Source organism: Aliirhizobium wenxiniae, from assembly GCF_019511445.1.
GTDB classification, from domain to species: domain Bacteria; phylum Pseudomonadota; class Alphaproteobacteria; order Rhizobiales; family Rhizobiaceae; genus Neorhizobium; species Neorhizobium wenxiniae_A.
On record NZ_JAEUAN010000011.1, the window covers coordinates 52,987 to 69,576 of the forward strand.

Sequence of the window (16,590 nt, forward strand, 5' to 3'; positions counted from 1 at the left end):
GCATGTATGTTCCCCAGGAGTTTGCCGGTTCAACCCGCGGCGGTCGGCAGGTCTTGCTGAAGTTCAAGCAGGCGGAATTCGAAACCCGTCTGGCCGCGACACGCCAGCGGATGCGCGAGCGCGGTCTCGATGCGCTGATCGTGTTTTCGCAGGAAAGCCATTACTGGCTGACGAGCTATGACACCGCCGGTTACGTGTTCTTCCAGGCCGGTCTGGTGCTTTCCGATGACGGCAGCGATACGGTGCTTCTGACCCGCACGCCGGATCTCAGGCAGGCGAATGTCGCTTCGCTCTATGACGATGTGCGGGTCTGGCTGAACGCCGAGGATGCCAACCCGGCCAATGATCTGCGCGCCATCATGGCCGAGAAGGGGCTTTCCGGCAAAAAGGTCGGCGTCGAATATGCGACCTATGGCCTGACCGGGGCCAATGCCCGGATGGTCGATACGGCGCTCGATGGTTTCTGCGTCACCGAGGATGCGTCCGACATCATCCGTACCGGGCGGCTGGTGAAATCCGCAGCCGAGCTTGAGCATGTGCGCATGGCGGGCAAGCTGGCGGATGCCGCGGTGCGTGCGGCGATCGATGTGACGAAGCCCGGCATTCCCGACACCGTGCTTTCGGGTGCGGCACTCACCTCGATGCTTTCCGGCGGTGGTGACATTCCCTCCGGCGGACCGCTGGTCAATTCGGGGCCGCGCGCGCTTTACGGCCGGGGCATCGGCGGGCCGCGACTGATCGAGGAACAGGACCAGATCCTCGTAGAGCTCGCAGGCTCGCATTGCCGCTATCATGTCGTGGTCGAGCATACGCTGGTGACCGGCAAGCCGGACCCGCGGCAGTTCGACATGCTGAAGGTGGCGAAGGAAGCGCTCGACGGCATCAAGGATGCCGCAAGGGCAGGAGTGGCGCTCGGCACGCTCGACGATATCCATCGCCGCGTGCTGGACGATGCCGGTTTTGCCAAGGCGCGATATGCCGCCTGCGGTTATGCGTTGGGCTGCACCTTCAAGCCGACCTGGATGGACGTGCCGCCGATGATCTATTCCGGCAATCCGCTGATCATGACGCCGGGCATGGTGTTCTTCGTCCATATCATGATCCCCGACGCGACCACGGGGCTGGTTGCCGGCGTCGGCCAGACCTTTGCGATCACCGACGGCGCGCCGGAAGTGTTCAGCGACCTTCCGGTGGAACTCTATTGCTGCTGAGCGCAGCTCCTAAAATCCAAAAGACAAGAGCAGGCATTCATGGATCTTCAACTGAGTGGAAAGACCGCGCTGGTGTTCGGCGCGGGTGGTGGACTGGGCGGCGCAATCGCCCGCTCGCTGGCAGCGGAAAAGGCCAATGTCGTCGTTGCCGATATCGATCTTGCCGCTGCCGAAAAGACGGCGCAGGCGATCGAGGCTGAAGGGCACAAGGCTTTCGCGCTGCAATGGGATATCGGCGATCTGACGGTGATCGAAAAGCGGCTGGCGCTGATCGCTTCCACCTTCGGTCCGGTGGACGTGCTGGTCAACAACACGGGCGGCCCGCCGCCGACGCCGGCTACTGGTCAGGCACCGGAAATCTGGTCGAAATATTTCGACAGCATGGTGCGCTCGGTGATCGCGGTAACCGACGCGATCCTGCCGTCGATGCGCGAGCGCGGTTTCGGCCGCATCATCACCTCGACTTCTTCGGGCGTCGTAGCGCCGATCGCCAATCTGGGCATTTCCAACAGCCTGCGGCTGGCGCTGGTCGGCTGGTCGAAGACGCTGGCGCGCGAAGTTGGCCGTGACGGGATCACCGCCAATGTCGTGCTGCCGGGCCGCATCGCCACGGGCCGCATCGTGTTTCTCGACGAGCAGAAGGCCAAGCGCGAAGACCGGCCGGTGGCGGATGTGACCAAGGAAAGCACGGGTTCCATTCCGGTCGGCCGCTACGGCGACCCAAAGGAATATGGCGATGCCGTCACCTTCCTGGCCAGCCCGCGCGCATCCTACATCACCGGTTCGGTGATCCGTATCGACGGTGGCCTTCTCGCCAACATCTGATTAGAAATCGAGATCAAGACCTGCGGTTCTAGCGGGCATATGGGAGAAAGACATGACATTCAGCACGCAGTCCAAGGGCGTCTATGCGATCGCCGCCACGCCGTTTCATGACGATGGCGCGATCGACTTCAACTCGGTCGATCGCCTGACGGATTTTTACGAAGAGAGCGGCTGCACCGGCATCACCATTCTCGGCATCATGGGCGAGGCGCCGAAGCTGGAAGCGGATGAAAGCCGGGCGATCATCAAGCGGGTGGTCGAGCGCGCCAAGGTGCCGGTCATCGTCGGCGTGTCGGCACCGGGTTTTGCCGCCATGCGGTCGCTTGCCCGCAGCTCGATGGATATGGGTGCTGCCGGCGTGATGATCGCACCGGGCCAGGGCGCAAAGACCGACGAGCAGACCATCAACTATTTTGCCGGTGCCGTGGAAGCGGTCGGTGAAGACGTTCCGTGGGTGCTGCAGGATTATCCGCTGACGCTCAACACGGTGATCGCCACCAGCGTGGTCGCCAAGATCATCACCAACCACCCGTCCTGCCTGATGCTGAAGCACGAGGACTGGCCGGGTCTCGAAAAGATCTCGAAGTTGCGCGCCATGCAGAAATCCGGTGAGCTGCGTGAGTTCTCCATCCTCTGCGGCAATGGTGGCATGTTCCTCGATTTCGAACCGGAACGCGGCGCCGACGGCGCGATGACCGGCTATGGTTTCCCCGACATGCTGAGCGAGCTTGTATCACTGTTTGCCGAGGGCAAGCGCGACGAGGCGCATGACCTGTTCGACGCGCATCTGCCGCTGATCCGCTACGAGCAGCAGCTCGGCGTGGGCCTGGCCGTGCGCAAGCACATCCTGAAACGCCGCGGCGTGATTGCGTCGGATGCGCAGCGGAAGCCGGGTCAGATGCTGACGGCGACGGCAAGGGCCGAGGTGGATTACTTGTTGGCGCGTGTTGCAAGGCACGATAAGCGGGCGGCGCTGTAAAGCTGCTCGCTGCAGGGAGGAAGAAAGCGGCGCTCGCCGCTCTCTCCGTCATGCTCGGCCTTGTGCCGAGCATCTGCTGTCGTTTCGATTACCTCGACGTCCCGGTTCTGGTGACGTGGTTAGATCCTAGGGACAAGCCCTAGGATGACGAAACGAGGGGCGAACGTCTCTCAAAGAGAGAGACCGGCGGAATTCTGCCGGTCCTTCTCTATCAATCCAGCGGCTTATACGCGATCACGTCCATCTCGACCTTGACGTCGACCATCATCGGGGATTCGACGGTGGAGCGGGCCGGTGGGTGGTCGATGAAGTGTTTCTGGAAGACGGCGTTGAAGCTTGAGAAATCGCGGGCGTCGTCGAGCCAGACATTGACCTTGACGACATGTTCCAGCGTGCAATCGGCCAGAGCCAGAACCGACTTGATGTTCTCGATCACCTGTTCGGTCTGGGCGACGATATTGCCGACGATGACTTCGCCATCGACGGTCGGGACCTGGCCCGAAACATAGACGAAATCACCGGCGCGAACGGCCTTGGCGAAGGGGCGGCGCTGGCCGCCGGCCTGGGCGTCGGCGACATCGTAACGGATGAGTTTTTTGCTGCTCATGAATTCGTCTTTCTATTCCAGTAGTGAAATCAGGGTGCTTAATGCGCTTCCTGCACGAAATGGCCCGGCGAAACTTCGCGGTATGTACGCTTGGGGGCCACATAGTCAAACGGCCGGACCGGGCTTTTAATTTCTTCGGTTAGCGGCGGCGGTGTCTGGCCGCGGCGTGACGGATCGGGGATCGGCACCGCCGAGATCAGGCGCTGCGTATAGGCATGCTGCGGATTGTCGAAGATCGCCGCACGCGGGCCGATCTCGACGATTTCGCCCAGGAACATAACCGCGACGCGGTGGCTCATGCGCTCCACCACGGCCATGTCATGGCTGATGAAGAGATACGCGAGGCCGCGCTTTTCCTGCAGGTCGAGCAGAAGGTTGGAGACCTGCGCCTTGACCGAGACGTCGAGCGCCGAGACCGCTTCATCGGCGACGATGAATTTCGGGTCGAGCGCCAATGCGCGGGCAATCGAGATACGCTGGCGCTGGCCGCCGGAGAACTCGTGCGGGTGGCGATCGGCCATTGCGGCGGAAAGGCCTACCTGTTCCAGCAGTTCCGCCACGCGGGTCTTGGCGTCCTTGCGACCCATCAGGCCGTGGGCGAGCATCGGTTCGGCAATCGCGGAGCCGACTGTGATGCGCGGGTTGAGCGAGGCAAACGGATCCTGAAAGATCATCTGCGAGGTGCGGCGCATCGTGCGCAGTTCGCGCGTGCCGGCCTTCGTCACGTCCTGACCGTCGATGACGATCGAGCCGGCGGACGGATTGAGCAGGCGGATGATGGCGCGGCCGGTCGTGGATTTGCCGCAGCCGGATTCTCCGACCAGCGACAGGGTTTCGCCGGGGCGCAGATCGAAGGAGACGTCCTCGACGGCATGGACGCGGCCGTTGGGCAGGTCGAAACGGACGGCGAGATTATCGACCTTGAGGATCGGCGCGACGGTATGGGCGACCGGGTTCATCTCGCGGCCATCGGTGGCAGTGCCGGTCGAGGCATCGACTTCGGGGAAACGCTTCGGGGCAATGGCTGAACCCATCGTGCCGAGGCGCGGGATCGAGGCGAGGAGCGACTTGGTATAGGTGGCGGTCGGTGCGGAAAAAATTTCGTCGGTCTTGCCGGTCTCGACCATATCGCCGCGGAACATCACGACGGTGCGGTCGGCGATTTCGGCGACGACGCCCATGTCATGGGTGATGAACAGCACGCCCATGTTTTCCTCCCGCTGTAGCTCGCGCAGCAGGTGGAGGATTTCGGCCTGGATGGTGACGTCGAGTGCGGTGGTAGGTTCGTCGGCAATCAGCAGTTTCGGGCGGCAGGCGAGCGCCATGGCGATCATCACGCGCTGGCGCATGCCGCCGGAGAATTTATGCGGATATTCGTGAAGACGGGTCTTCGCGGCAGGAATACGGACGCGTTCCATCAGGCGAACGGTTTCGGCTTCCGCCTGGCTCCACGACAGGCCGCGATGCAGGACGAGCGCTTCGGCGATCTGGTTGCCGATGGTGAAGACCGGGTTGAGCGAGGTCATCGGCTCCTGAAAGATCATGCCGATCGAGCCGCCGCGGACTTTCCGCATCTCGGCTTCGCTGGCCTTCAGCAGGTCCGTGCCGTCGAGCAGGATACGGCCTTCGGTGCGCGAGCGGCCGGCCGGCAGAAGCCGCATGGTGGATAGCGCCGTGACGCTCTTGCCCGAGCCGGATTCACCGACGATCGCGACCGTTTCGCCGGCATCGACATGCAGGCTGATATTGCGGATGACGGCTTTCCAGCCATCCTGCGTCTTGAACGAGGTCGTCAGGTTCTCGACCGACAGTACCGGCTTTTTCGTGATTGTGTCGGTCATGATCAGCTTTCCTTGGCGAGACGCGGATCGACGAGATCGCGCAGGCCGTCGCCCAGCAATTGCAGGGAGAGAACCGAGAAGACGATGGCCAGGCCCGGAAACACCATCAGCCACGGAGCGTTGTTCATGTATTCGCGGCCGGATGCCAGCATCGTGCCCCAGGTCGGCATGTCGGTGGATACGCCGACGCCGAGGAAGGAGAGGCTTGCTTCGGCAAGCATCGCCGAGGCGAAGACGAAGGTGGCCTGTACGAGGATGGGAGAGGCGAGGTTGAGCAGCACGTGGCGGGCGAGGATCTGCCAGGTCGGCAGGCCCATGGCGACGGCGGCCTCGATATAGGGCAGTTCACGCAGGACCAGCGTGGAGCCGCGGACGATACGGGCAAGACGCGGCGCATAGGTGATGCCGAGCGCCAGGATGACGGTCGTCAGCGAGGGGCCGAGGGCCGCAACGAGCGCGATGGCGAGCAGGATGTCGGGGAAAGACATCATCGCATCGAGCAGGCGCGAGATCGGCGCATCGAGGCGGCGGAAGAAACCTGCCGCAACGCCGAGAATGACGCCGAGCACGGTGGAGATGACCACGACGCCGAGGCTGACCAGCAGCGAGATGCGGCCGGCGAAGATGGCGCGGGAGAAGATGTCGCGGCCGAATTCATCGGTGCCGAAGAGGTTCGTCATCGACGGCGGTTTAAGCTTGTTGATGATCGACAGCTTGTTCGGCGCATAGGGCGCGACCCAAGGCGCGAGCAGTGCGGCCAGAATGACAATTGCGAGAATGATCGCGCCGAACAGCATGGCGCGGTTGCCGAACAGGCGGCGCAGGCCCGACGCGAAGGGCATGGAGAGGGAGGCCATCGTGGTCATAGGCGCACCCTTGGATCAACGAGAATATAGAGCATGTCGACGATGAAGTTGATGAGGACATAGATGGCGGCAACGACGAGCAGCGCGCCCTGAATGACCGGATAATCGCGGCGCAGCACGGCCGAGACGACGAGATTGCCGACGCCCGGCAGGCCGAAGACGGTTTCCGTGACGACTGCACCGGCAACCAGCATGGCGATGGAGAGGCCGATGACGGTGATGATCGGGATCATCGCGTTCTTGAGGGCATGCTTGAGGATGACGCGACCTTCGCCGGCGCCCTTGGCGCGGGCGGTGCGAACATAATCATCGCCCAGAACATCGAGCATGGCGGCGCGGGTAAACCGGGTGATCAGCGCCGAATTGACGACACCGAGCGCGACTGCCGGCAGCACGAGATGGTGCAGGCGCTCGAGGAACGGGGTTTCGGGGCCGCCGTAACCGGACGCCGGGAACCAGCCCTGGCCGACGGCAAAGACCTGGATCAGGATCAGGCCGAGCCAGAAGCTCGGAACGCTGGCAGCGACCATGGTGAGCGTCACGACGATCTGGTCGAAGATCGTGCCGCGCTTGACGGCCGACAGGATGCCGACCGGCAGCGCGATGGCAACCGCGATCAGGATCGAAAAGAGGGTGAGGAAGAAGGTCGGCTCGGCACGGGCGGCAAGTGCTGTCGTAACCGGCTGGTTCAGGAAGATCGACTGCCCGAGATCGCCCTGCAGGATGCCGAGAACGAACTGGCCATATTGCAGGAGAAGCGGCGCATCGAGCCCCATCTTGGTGCGCAATTGCGCGATGTCTTCCGGGGTCGCATCCGACCCCAGCATGACGGCGGCAGGATCGCCGGGCGTGACGCGGACGATGATGAAGACCACCGTCACGACGAGAGCAAGCACGATTGCCATGCCCCCCAGCCGTTTCAGCAGCGCCTGTGCGATCCTTGCCATAGTCAGTCCTCAGTTTTTAGATCATTCCAGCAGAAGCGGTTGCCGCCTCTGCCGGAACTGCTTCAGCTTACTTCTTCGGGGTCACGTTCCAGAAATGCGGCCAGTAGGTCGGCTCGTAACCGGAGACGCCGTTGGCAACGCCCGAAACGGCATTGAAATTGCCGACCTTGTAGAGCGGTGCATCATCATAGATGACCGTCTGGATGCCGTCCCATGCCGCCTTCTTGGCATCGTCGGTGGTGGCGTCCATATAGGTGGCGACAGCCTTTGCCTTCTGCTCGGAAACGTACCAGCCCGGATAGGTATCGGTGATCGTGTTGATCGTCGTCGGGTCGCCTGGGAAGTTGGAATGGGTGATGAAGATGTCCCATGCCTTCGAATCCGCGCGGCGGGTGGTGAGCGTTGCCCAGTCGACCACCTGCAGGTCTACCTTGAAGCCGGCGGCTTCGAGATAGGCCTTGGCGACTTCGCCGATCTTGTAGTGGAATTCGTACTGGCGGCTGGTCAGAAGACGGATCGGTGTGCCGTCGTAACCACCAGCTTCGAGCAGCTTGGCGGCTTCTTCCGGATTGCCGTCGCCGTAACGGGCGACACCTTCTTCCGTGTGCCAGAAGGAGCCTTCCGGGAAGATCGAGGCATCGACGCTGAAGAAACGGGTGTCGGAGAAGGCGGCCATCATCATGTCGTTCGGGTTGAGCGCAACCTGAACCGCCTGACGCAGTTCCTTCTTGGCGAGAATGCCTTCCTTCATGTTCATGTTCATCGAGGCCCAGCCGGCATCGCGGAAGATGACGGGCTTGGCATTGCTGCTGCCCTCGACGCGCTCGAAGGCGCTGACCGGAAGCGAGTCCGCATAATCGAACTGGCCGGAGATCAGGCCTTCGACGCGGGTATTGGCATCGGGCACCGGAACGAAACGGATTTCCTTGGCGATCGCCTCGCGCTTGCCGGCATAGTTGCTCGGCTCGCCTTCAGGCGACTTGTAGCCGTCGAAGCGGACGAGCTGGGTATACTGGTCGGGCTTGCGCTCCTTCAATGCATAGGGGCCGGTGCCGACGAATTCGGTCAGCGTGTCGGCGATCTTTTCCGACGGCAGGATGACGGAAGCCTGCGACAGCGTGGCGAGCAGCGGCGCATAACGCGACTTCAGCTTGAAGACGACGGCGTGATCGCCCTCTTCCGTCAGGCTTTCCACGATTGCTGCGACCTGCTTGCCCTTGGAGTTGACCGCCATCCAGCGCTTCAGCGAGGCGGTGACGTCCTTGGCATCGAAATCGCTGCCGTCATGGAACTTTACGCCTTCGCGCAGCGGGATCGTGTAGGTCAGGCCGTCCTCGGAAATCTTCGGCATGCCGGCTGCGAGCAGCGGTACGGACTTCCATTCGGCGTCATAGGTGTAGAGGGTCTCGAAAATGTGCTGGTCGATGGTCAGCACGATATCGGTCGCCGTCTGCATGACGTCGAGCGTCGGCGGCTCGCCGATCGTGGCGACAGTCAATACGCCGTCGCTTGCCTGCGCCATTGCCAGGCTGCTGGTGCCGGCCAAGGCCGCCAGCGTCATCAGAACAAGTGCACTCTTTTTCATGGTCATCCCCTTGTTGCGTTCAGTGGTGCAGCCGGCTTTCCTGTCCGGCCGCGGTTTCAGGCATCCAGACCCAGCGGATCGGCCACGCGCGGCCAGAGCTTCAGGCTCGCCTTGCGATAGGGCGTCGTTGCCGGATTGGTCGGATAGGAGGTCGGCGCGGCGATATAGACGATCTCGGACGAGACCGGCTGGAAGCCCGCGTAGAAATGGTTGGTCGACTTGATCAGCATGAAAGACTTCGAGGCGAAATCAATGCCCTGATTGGCAAAGATATCCGGCTCGTAGGTCTGGGTGCGGCTGGTGATCAGCACGATATCGATATTGGTGCCGACCGGTCGGATGACGGCTGTGCTGCCGAGCGTGACGCGCGAATTGCGAAAGCTCTGCCAGCCGGCATCGAAAACCTTTTGCACGGTGACGCGCAGATCCAGCGGATCGCCGCCTTCCGGGCTGGACTTGCCGCCGACGCGCAAGGACAGTTCCGCGCCTTCGCCTGCCGCATGGCAGAAGGTGACGGCAATCGGATCCCAGATCGTTGCGACAGCGAAATCATCCATGCCGCGTTCCATCATCCGGCGCAGGATGTATGTCGCGTCGCCCGCCACGCCGCCGCCGGGATTGTCCCAGACATCGGCGATGGTGACCGGCTTCTCAGGATGCGCGGCGCGGATGGCGATGGCTTTGTCGAGACCTTCCTCCGTATCGAACATGGGCATCGCGGTGGTCTTGCGCAGGCCATAAAGCTCGTGGCCGAGCTTTTCTGCCAGCGCGTCACCCTTTTGTTTGTCATTGTCGGTGACGACGACGATGCGGGTGCCCATGTCGGGCAGGTCGCCTGCCATGAAGCCGTGGATGACGGAGGCCGACAGGATGCCGTCCTTGCCTTCCATCGCCTGCATGCGATCGACGAAGGAACGCATCGGTTCGCGGCTGGTCGGGAAGATGGTGATCATCCGGCAGTCGAAGGTGGAGATGACCGGCCTGATCTTTCCACGCAGCGCCTGAAGCGCCAGTTCGACGACATGCTCGCCGCGCTGTTCGAAATCCGTATGGGGGAATTCGAGGAAGGCGGCCATGATGTTCAGATTGGCGACGCGGAGTGCGGTGAGGTGGCTGTGCGGGTCGAATTCGGCGGCGATCAGCACGTCGGGGCCGACCATTTCGCGGACGCGGGAAAGAAGATCGCCCTCGGGATCGTCATAGCCTTGCGCGGCCATCGCACCGTGCAGGCCGAGAACCACGCCATCGACCGGCAGGGCGGCTTTCAGTTCGGACAAAATCTGGTCGCGCAGCGTCTCATAGGTCTGGCGCTGGATGAGGCCGGCGGGTTCCGCCCAGCAGGACGTGCCTTCAATGACGGTAAAACCCTCGACCTTACCGCGGCGGCGCAGGATCGGCACGACGGAGGAGCACAGGGTTGGCGTATCGGGATGTTCGCCCGGCCCGGCATAAAACGCCGCCTTGAAGGCGTTCATGTCCGTTGGCACGGGAGAAAAGGTGTTCGTCTCTGTCGCCAGCGAGGCGGTGAAGATGCGCATGTCTTAAATCCGAATACACTTCGGCCTGCGAGCCGACGCAAGCGAGGCTCGTAACCGTTGCCATGTTGTGTTGTTTTGAAGTCTGCCGGAGCCGCCCGTATGACTGCCGCTCAGGGACAGTGCCGGGGCTCTCGGATGATCCGATTTCCCATTTTCCTGAAGTTCGCCCGCTCACCGTTTCGGTGTAATTTATTTTCTTCATAATGCGCCAAATCAAAGCCAAGTCAATGGATTTTCAGATTTGGCACGATTTTGTGTAATTTATTTTCTTAGAGGCGAAATTCGCGGAAAATTTTCATGTCCACGGGAGCTGGTGGATGTCGTCGCTTCGATTGTCGGAGCCGCAATTCATTTCTGAATCAATGCCTTCCGTTGCCGCGAACATCCGCAACCGGTAGCGACGGTAAACTCCGCCATGAAAAAGGGCGCCCTCGACAGGCGCCCGATTTTCATCCTCTTACCCGATCCATGGCAGCATGGTTGCTGTTTATCGGCTCGGCGCGAGAAAATTTTCAAGGCTTAGCCTTACCAGACCGTTCCGCGCGCATCGACATTTTCAACCCGCGTGACCACGCCGTCCTTATGAAAGACCATGCGGTCGAAGAGATTGGTGACGACGCAGGTGTGGTTCGGCACGACCTTTACTTGCGCGCCGATCTCCGGGAAGGGCGTCGTGCAGGCGGAGATATCGACCACCGCATGTTCTTCCGAAAGCGAAACGACCTTCGCGCCTTCATAACCGGCAATCGAACCGTAATCGGAAAAGCCGAGCAGGTCCGATGTCAGCGCCTTGGAGCCGCTGTCGAGCACGGCGCGATCCGGCGCCGGACGGGAGACGACGGTGGCGAGGATATGCATGGCCAGATCGTCCGCCGTGCAGTGACCGGCGCGGACCATGCTGCGGTCGTTATAGACATAGGTGCCAGCGCGATGTTCGGTGGCGGACGGCACGAGATGGGCGAAGAACAGGTCCGGCGAACCGCCGCTGGAGCGGACCGGGCAATCGATACCCTTTTCGCCAAGCAGCGCCATGGTCTTCGCCATGAAGGCCTCGACCTGTTCGGCACCACCGGTGGCCGGGTAGGTCATGATGCCCCCGAAACGCAGGCCCGGTGCGGCCGCGATCTTTTCGGCAAGTGCGACGGCTGCTTCCGGCGACTGGACGCCGCAGCGCTTTGCGCCGGTATCGCATTCGATCAGCACGGTCAGCGGCTTGTCGGCATCGAACGTGGCGGCAAGGCCTGCGACCGTGGTGTCGCTATCGGCAACGACGGCGAGTTTCGCCACACGGGCATTGAGCGCCTTGAGGCGGGCGAGCTTTGCCGCGCCGAGAATGTTGTAGGTGATCAGAATGTCGTCGAAACCGGCATCGGCAAACACTTCCGCCTCGGTGACCTTCTGGCAGTTGAGGCCGAGGGCACCGGCTTCCACCTGCTGGCGGGCGACGGCTGCAATCTTGTGGGTCTTGATATGCGGGCGGAACGCCTTGCCATGGCTTTCGCAATAGGCCTGGACGCGGGCGATGTTGGCGGCAAGCCGTGCCTCATCGATGACCGGCATCGGGGTTGCAACCTCATCGAGCGGCGTGCCGGGTTCGGGCCAGGGATAGTTCATGGAAGAGACCTCATCGGGATGAAGCGACCGTGCCAGAAGCGGCATCGACGCGGGGAAGGTTGCTTTTATTTTCTTGGGACGACCAAGTTTCGTTGATGCTGGCCGGCATTATGCTATCAAACACGAGAACAGTGAAATTCATTTTCACAAATGCAGGCTTTTTTTGCTGCGGCCAATCTGAAGGGAAGACCGAATGGATCTGTTTCATGCCCTTTCCGATCAGGATGGCCGGCTTTCCGGGCTGGAGGCGAAGCTCGCCCAGTTCGCGCTGGAAAATGTCGATTTCGTCGTCAATGCATCGATCATCGAAGTGGCGGAAAAGGCCGGCGTTTCGCCGCCGACGGTGACGCGCTTCTGCCGCCGGCTTGGCTGCCAGGGCTATTCCGATTTCAAGGTGCAGCTCGCCAAGCTCGCCTATGTCGGCCTGCGCTACCTGACGCCGGAAGCCCCAACCGCGACAGCCGAGGAAGTGGCGCAGGATATCGTTTCGAAAGCGCAAAATGCGCTGTTCGAGGTGCATCGCCAGCTTGATCTCAAGGCTATCGAAAAGGCGGCGCAGATGCTGCGGGGGGCCGAGTTCATTCAGGCTTTCGGCGCCAGCGGCAATTCGGCGATGATCGTAAACGAGCTGCATAACCGGCTGTTTCGCCTGAGCTGCCGGGTGAATGCATCGAGCGACCACGGCATGAACCTGATGATCTCGGCAGCCGCCCAGCCGGGCACGGTCGTCTTCGGTTCGTCTTTCACCGGCCGCGACATGGGGCTTGTCCATTGCCTCAAATTGCTGCGCGAGCGGGCGATCCCGACGATCGTGATGACACAGAGCGGTTCGCCGGTGGCAGAGGCGGCGGATGTGGTAATCGCGATCGAGATGCCCGAGGGCAAGAACATCTTTCGGCCGACCTCGACGCGTTATGCCTATCTTGCGGCGATCGATATTCTCGCGAACATGGTCGCCTATGCCGATCGCGCAAAAGCGCTGAAATCGCTGCGCGCGATCAAGGAGGAACTGGTGCGCAACCGTGACGGGGACGACCGCCAGCTTCTCGGCGACTGATTGCAACCCAAATTCAAGCATTTGCAGATTGATGCATTTGCGACATCATGATGCCGTTTTTAGGCATGAACTCTTGTCGCGATCAGACGAGAGAGATGTCGAATTTTGAACATTGGAGATGGGCGCAACAACTGCCTGTCTCCAGCATTCCCGGATTGTTTTTCGTGTAAGAAGTTGAGCATCAAGGCGTCGACGATCCTGTATCGATCACGCGGCATAATCCTTGCGGTCTTTTGTGCCGCCACGGCGAGGCGAAATGCCGGGATGAGGCATCGCCACTTTCAAACTCATAAAAACGAGACCTTCATGTCTAGGCAAACCCTGGCAACGGTGCTGGCGCCGCTTCTCGGCCTGTTCATCCTGAGCGTCGGCAACAGCTTTCTATCGTCGCTGACCACCCTGCGGCTCGATGCGGCCGGTGCCTCGCCGACGATGATCGGCATTGTCTCCTCCGCCTATTTCGTCGGGTTGACGCTCGGGGCGATGTTTCATGACCGGCTGATCGTGCGGATCGGCCATATCCGCGCCTATGCCAGTTTCGCCTCGCTCGGCGTCGTCAGCATTCTCATGCAGGTCCTGTCGGCCGACTGGATGCTGTGGATCCTTGTCCGGCTGATCTATGGTTGGACGACCGTTGGCGTTTTTCTCGTCATCGAAAGCTGGTTGCTGCTCGCCGCGGACCAGACGGTGCGGGGCCGGTTTCTGGCGCTTTATATGATTGCATTCTACGGCGCGGGTGCGCTCGGGCAGGCGCTTCTTGGAACCGTCAGCGGCATGGGAGAATTCGCGCCGTTCATCGCAGCTGCCATGCTGGCTTCGCTGTCGGTTCTTCCGATCGTCATCCTGCCGCGCGAGATGCCGATGATGGACCGGGTAGAGGCGCTCAAGCCGCTGCAGCTCTTCAAGATGTCGCCGAGTGGCGTGATCGGCTGTTTCGGTTCCGGTATTGCGATTGCCGCAGTCTATACGCTTTTCCCGCTCTATCTGCAGACCATCGGCATGCCGGTGGATGAGATCGGGATGATGATGGCCTGCGTTATTCTCGGCGCAATGGTGTTGCAATATCCGGTGGGGCGCTGGTCGGACAAGCAGGACCGGCGAATAGTGCTGATCACGCTTGCCTTTGCCTGCCTGCTGCTGTGCGCGGTCATTCTACTGGTGCCGCAGAATGCGACCATGCTGATGATCACCCTCTTCCTGCTGGGCGGCGGCATCTTTGCGATCTATCCGGTCGCCATCAGTTTCTCTGCCGACCGGGCATCTGCGGGTTCTCTCGTGCCGATGGTGCAGGGCATGCTTCTGGTCAACTCGCTCGGCTCGGCCATCAGCCCTATCTCGATTTCTGCCGCGATGACGGAATTCGGACCGGCCGGATTATTCTGGTCGCTGGCGGTTCTCAACGTGCTGATGGTGGCGTTCTTCCTCTGGCGGCGTGGCGCGCGGCCGGAAGCGACACAGGTTGCGCCTTTTGCTCCGGCAACGGCAATGTCGCCGATCGGGGCCGAGATCCGCGTGACGGACGAGATGATCCAGGGCGTGCTGGATCACGAAATTTCGGAAGGGCAAGCTTCGGCGAAGCAGGCTTGATCGCCGGTGCCGTGAGGCGCGCTTTTCAGCCGAGCGTTCTTGCCGTCAGCTTCGGCAGCATCAGCCGGAAGGCGATGCTGCGGGCGCTCTGGAACAAGAGAAGCGCAATCCACAGGCCGTGATTGCCGAACAACGGCTGCAATACCGCCCAGGCGGCGAAATAGGTGGCGAGCGACAAGAGCATGAGATTGCGCATCTCGCGGGACCATGTTGCGCCGATATAGACGCCGTCCATCTGGAAGGCGATGGCACCGACCAGCGGCATGATCGCGGCATAGGGCAGAAAACCTTGGGCCAGAAGCTCGACCGTCGCATTGGGCGATGCGAGATCGATGACCCACCAGCCGCCGGCCATGAAGGAGAGTGCCACGAGCGCCCCGAAGACCAAAGCCCAGAGCGTGGTGAGCTTGATCATCCGGTCGAAGGCGATTCGGTTTCGGGCACCGACGGCGCGTCCGGCGAGCTGTTCGGCGGCGGTGGCGATGCCATCGAGAAAGGCGACGCCGAAGAAGTAGAAGCGCAAGAGGATGGTGTTGGCGGCGAGGATATCGATGCCGAGTTCGCCGCTCTGGCGGGTGAAGAAGGATAGCCCGATCAGAAGCGCAAACGAGCGGATCATCATGTCGCCATTGACAGAGAAAAGCCGGCGCAGGCTTTTCAGGTCCGGCCAGTTCCAGCTGGCCTTGTCGGTGCGACAGAGGATGATGGCGGCACCTGCAAGCGCCGTGACGATTTCCGACACAAGGCTGGCGATCGCAAGGCCGGCGACGCCGCCATCGAGACCGAGCACCCACCAGATGCTTAGGCCCAGATTAAGGCCGTTCAGCAGGCCCTGCAGCAGCATGGCTGTGAGCGCATCGCCCCGGCCGATGATCCAGCCGAAGGCGACGAAATTGAACAGCACGAAGGGGGCCGACCAGACGCGCCAGGAGAAATAGATTTTTGCCGCTTCCGCCACCGCGCCATCTGCGCCGAGCACGGTGAGGCCGAGATTGCCGATCGGCACATGCAGAAGCAGGATGACGAGGCCGGCGACCATGGAAATCGTAAGCCCCCCGAGCAGCATGCGCTGCTCAAAACGGCGATCACCTGCGCCAAAAGCCTGGGCGGTGAAGCCGGTCGTCGCACCGCGTAGAAAATTGAAGGTGACGAACAGTACGTCGAAAATAACGGCGGCGAGCGCCACGCCGCCGATCAGCGCCTCCTCACCCAACTGCCCGATCACGCCCGTCGCCACGAGGCTGACGAGCGGGGTCGAGAAATGGGCGATCATCATCGGGATCGCGATGCGCAGCACTTCGCGATGGGTAACCTCGAAGGAGGGGGCGGTGTCTGCGCTTGTCGCGGTTGCCACTTAGTCTTTCCGGTGCGGTTCTCCGAGCGTATGCATCAGCCGGTTGGCCCAGCCGAAGATCGCCACGGAATGGATAAGGTCGAGGATTTCCAGATCACTCAGGCCGGTCTCGCGCAAGTGGTAGAACTGGTAGACCCCGACATTATCCGGATGGGCGGTCAGATCGACGCCGAAATTGAACAGCGCCTGATCGTGTTCGCCAAGATCGGCGTCGAGACCGTTATTGTAGATCTCGTCAACCACTTCCGGCCGTTTTTCCAGCTGGATGAAACGGTTGGCGTGAACCTGGGCGCAATAGATGCAGTGGTTGACGAAGGAGGCGGCAAGCGCACCGAGTTCGCGGCCGCCGCGCGACAGGCCGCCATCACTATACATGATGTCGTTGAACAGCGGTGAGCGCTCGGCGAGCATCTCGGTTTCCTGCGCCAGGACCAGCACATAGGCCGAAACCTTTGTGTTGGACGGCGTGACCTTCAGCGCGTCGAGCTGTTCCGGCGTTGCCTTCTGAAGATCGACCGGTTGAACGTAAGGATGCCATTCGAGCGCATCGAGGGTGAATTCATGAACCGGGTCAGACAT

15 protein-coding genes are annotated in these 16,590 nt (G+C 61.5%); 5 read left to right on the top strand and 10 right to left on the bottom strand.

All coding sequences use genetic code 11. From position 1 onward, the window contains the following. The first annotated feature begins 2 nt into the window (after positions 1–2). Genes JNB91_RS14875 through JNB91_RS14885 form a run of 3 tightly spaced genes read left to right on the top strand, consistent with a single transcriptional unit; the run spans position 3 to position 3,015 of the window. The gene (locus JNB91_RS14875) at positions 3–1,211 is read left to right on the top strand and encodes a M24 family metallopeptidase (protein ID WP_220326299.1); all 1,209 of its coding nucleotides are present in this window, start codon (positions 3–5) and stop codon (positions 1,209–1,211) included. Positions 1,212–1,250: 39 nt separating this feature from the next. After that, positions 1,251–2,036, top strand: coding sequence for an SDR family oxidoreductase (locus JNB91_RS14880; protein WP_220326300.1), 786 nt, complete (start codon positions 1,251–1,253; stop codon positions 2,034–2,036). A 52-nt stretch (positions 2,037–2,088) separates the two neighbouring features. Next, complete coding sequence (locus tag JNB91_RS14885) at positions 2,089–3,015, top strand: dihydrodipicolinate synthase family protein (RefSeq protein WP_220326301.1); 927 nt, start codon at positions 2,089–2,091, stop codon at positions 3,013–3,015. Positions 3,016–3,226: 211 nt separating this feature from the next. Here JNB91_RS14885 and JNB91_RS14890 read toward each other — a convergent pair whose 3' ends face one another. The 8 genes from JNB91_RS14890 to JNB91_RS14925 form a co-directional block, all read right to left on the bottom strand. After that, the gene (locus JNB91_RS14890) at positions 3,227–3,622 is read right to left on the bottom strand and encodes a RidA family protein (RefSeq protein WP_112508375.1); all 396 of its coding nucleotides are present in this window, start codon (positions 3,620–3,622) and stop codon (positions 3,227–3,229) included. A 38-nt stretch (positions 3,623–3,660) separates the two neighbouring features. Next, positions 3,661–5,463: an ABC transporter ATP-binding protein gene (locus JNB91_RS14895; RefSeq protein ID WP_220326302.1), complete on the bottom strand. Its 1,803-nt coding sequence runs from the start codon at positions 5,461–5,463 to the stop codon at positions 3,661–3,663. A gap of 2 nt (positions 5,464–5,465) precedes the next feature. Continuing rightward, positions 5,466–6,329 (bottom strand): ABC transporter permease, encoded by an 864-nt coding sequence (locus JNB91_RS14900; RefSeq protein WP_220326303.1) that lies wholly within the window; start codon positions 6,327–6,329, stop codon positions 5,466–5,468. After that, a complete protein-coding gene (locus JNB91_RS14905; protein WP_220326430.1) occupies positions 6,326–7,267 on the bottom strand; it encodes an ABC transporter permease in 942 nt (313 codons plus the stop codon). The genes JNB91_RS14900 and JNB91_RS14905 overlap by 4 nt, the downstream gene beginning before the upstream one ends. 76 nt (positions 7,268–7,343) lie before the next feature. Further along, positions 7,344–8,861 carry an ABC transporter substrate-binding protein gene (locus tag JNB91_RS14910; RefSeq protein WP_220326304.1) on the bottom strand — a complete coding sequence of 506 codons (1,518 nt, stop codon included), beginning with the start codon at positions 8,859–8,861 and terminating at the stop codon, positions 7,344–7,346. A 56-nt stretch (positions 8,862–8,917) separates the two neighbouring features. After that, positions 8,918–10,399 carry a M81 family metallopeptidase gene (locus tag JNB91_RS14915; protein WP_220326305.1) on the bottom strand — a complete coding sequence of 494 codons (1,482 nt, stop codon included), beginning with the start codon at positions 10,397–10,399 and terminating at the stop codon, positions 8,918–8,920. Between the two features lie 525 nt (positions 10,400–10,924). After that, entirely contained in the window at positions 10,925–12,013 is a 1,089-nt protein-coding gene (locus JNB91_RS14920; RefSeq protein WP_220326306.1) for a D-TA family PLP-dependent enzyme, read from the bottom strand. A gap of 10 nt (positions 12,014–12,023) precedes the next feature. Continuing rightward, positions 12,024–12,221, bottom strand: coding sequence for a hypothetical protein (locus tag JNB91_RS14925; RefSeq protein WP_220326307.1), 198 nt, complete (start codon positions 12,219–12,221; stop codon positions 12,024–12,026). On the opposite strand from JNB91_RS14925, the gene JNB91_RS14930 reads away from it, so the two are divergent. Both JNB91_RS14930 and JNB91_RS14935 read left to right on the top strand, forming a co-directional pair. Beyond that, a complete protein-coding gene (locus JNB91_RS14930) occupies positions 12,207–13,070 on the top strand; it encodes a MurR/RpiR family transcriptional regulator (protein ID WP_220326308.1) in 864 nt (287 codons plus the stop codon). The genes JNB91_RS14925 and JNB91_RS14930 overlap by 15 nt on opposite strands. 306 nt (positions 13,071–13,376) lie before the next feature. Beyond that, positions 13,377–14,657, top strand: coding sequence for an MFS transporter (locus JNB91_RS14935; protein ID WP_223218179.1), 1,281 nt, complete (start codon positions 13,377–13,379; stop codon positions 14,655–14,657). Between the two features lie 25 nt (positions 14,658–14,682). Here JNB91_RS14935 and JNB91_RS14940 read toward each other — a convergent pair whose 3' ends face one another. Together JNB91_RS14940 and JNB91_RS14945 are read right to left on the bottom strand one after the other, a co-directional pair. Then, positions 14,683–16,011 carry an MATE family efflux transporter gene (locus JNB91_RS14940; protein WP_346269341.1) on the bottom strand — a complete coding sequence of 443 codons (1,329 nt, stop codon included), beginning with the start codon at positions 16,009–16,011 and terminating at the stop codon, positions 14,683–14,685. Beyond that, a complete protein-coding gene (locus JNB91_RS14945; protein WP_220326310.1) occupies positions 16,012–16,590 on the bottom strand; it encodes a peroxidase-related enzyme in 579 nt (192 codons plus the stop codon). It lies immediately after the preceding gene.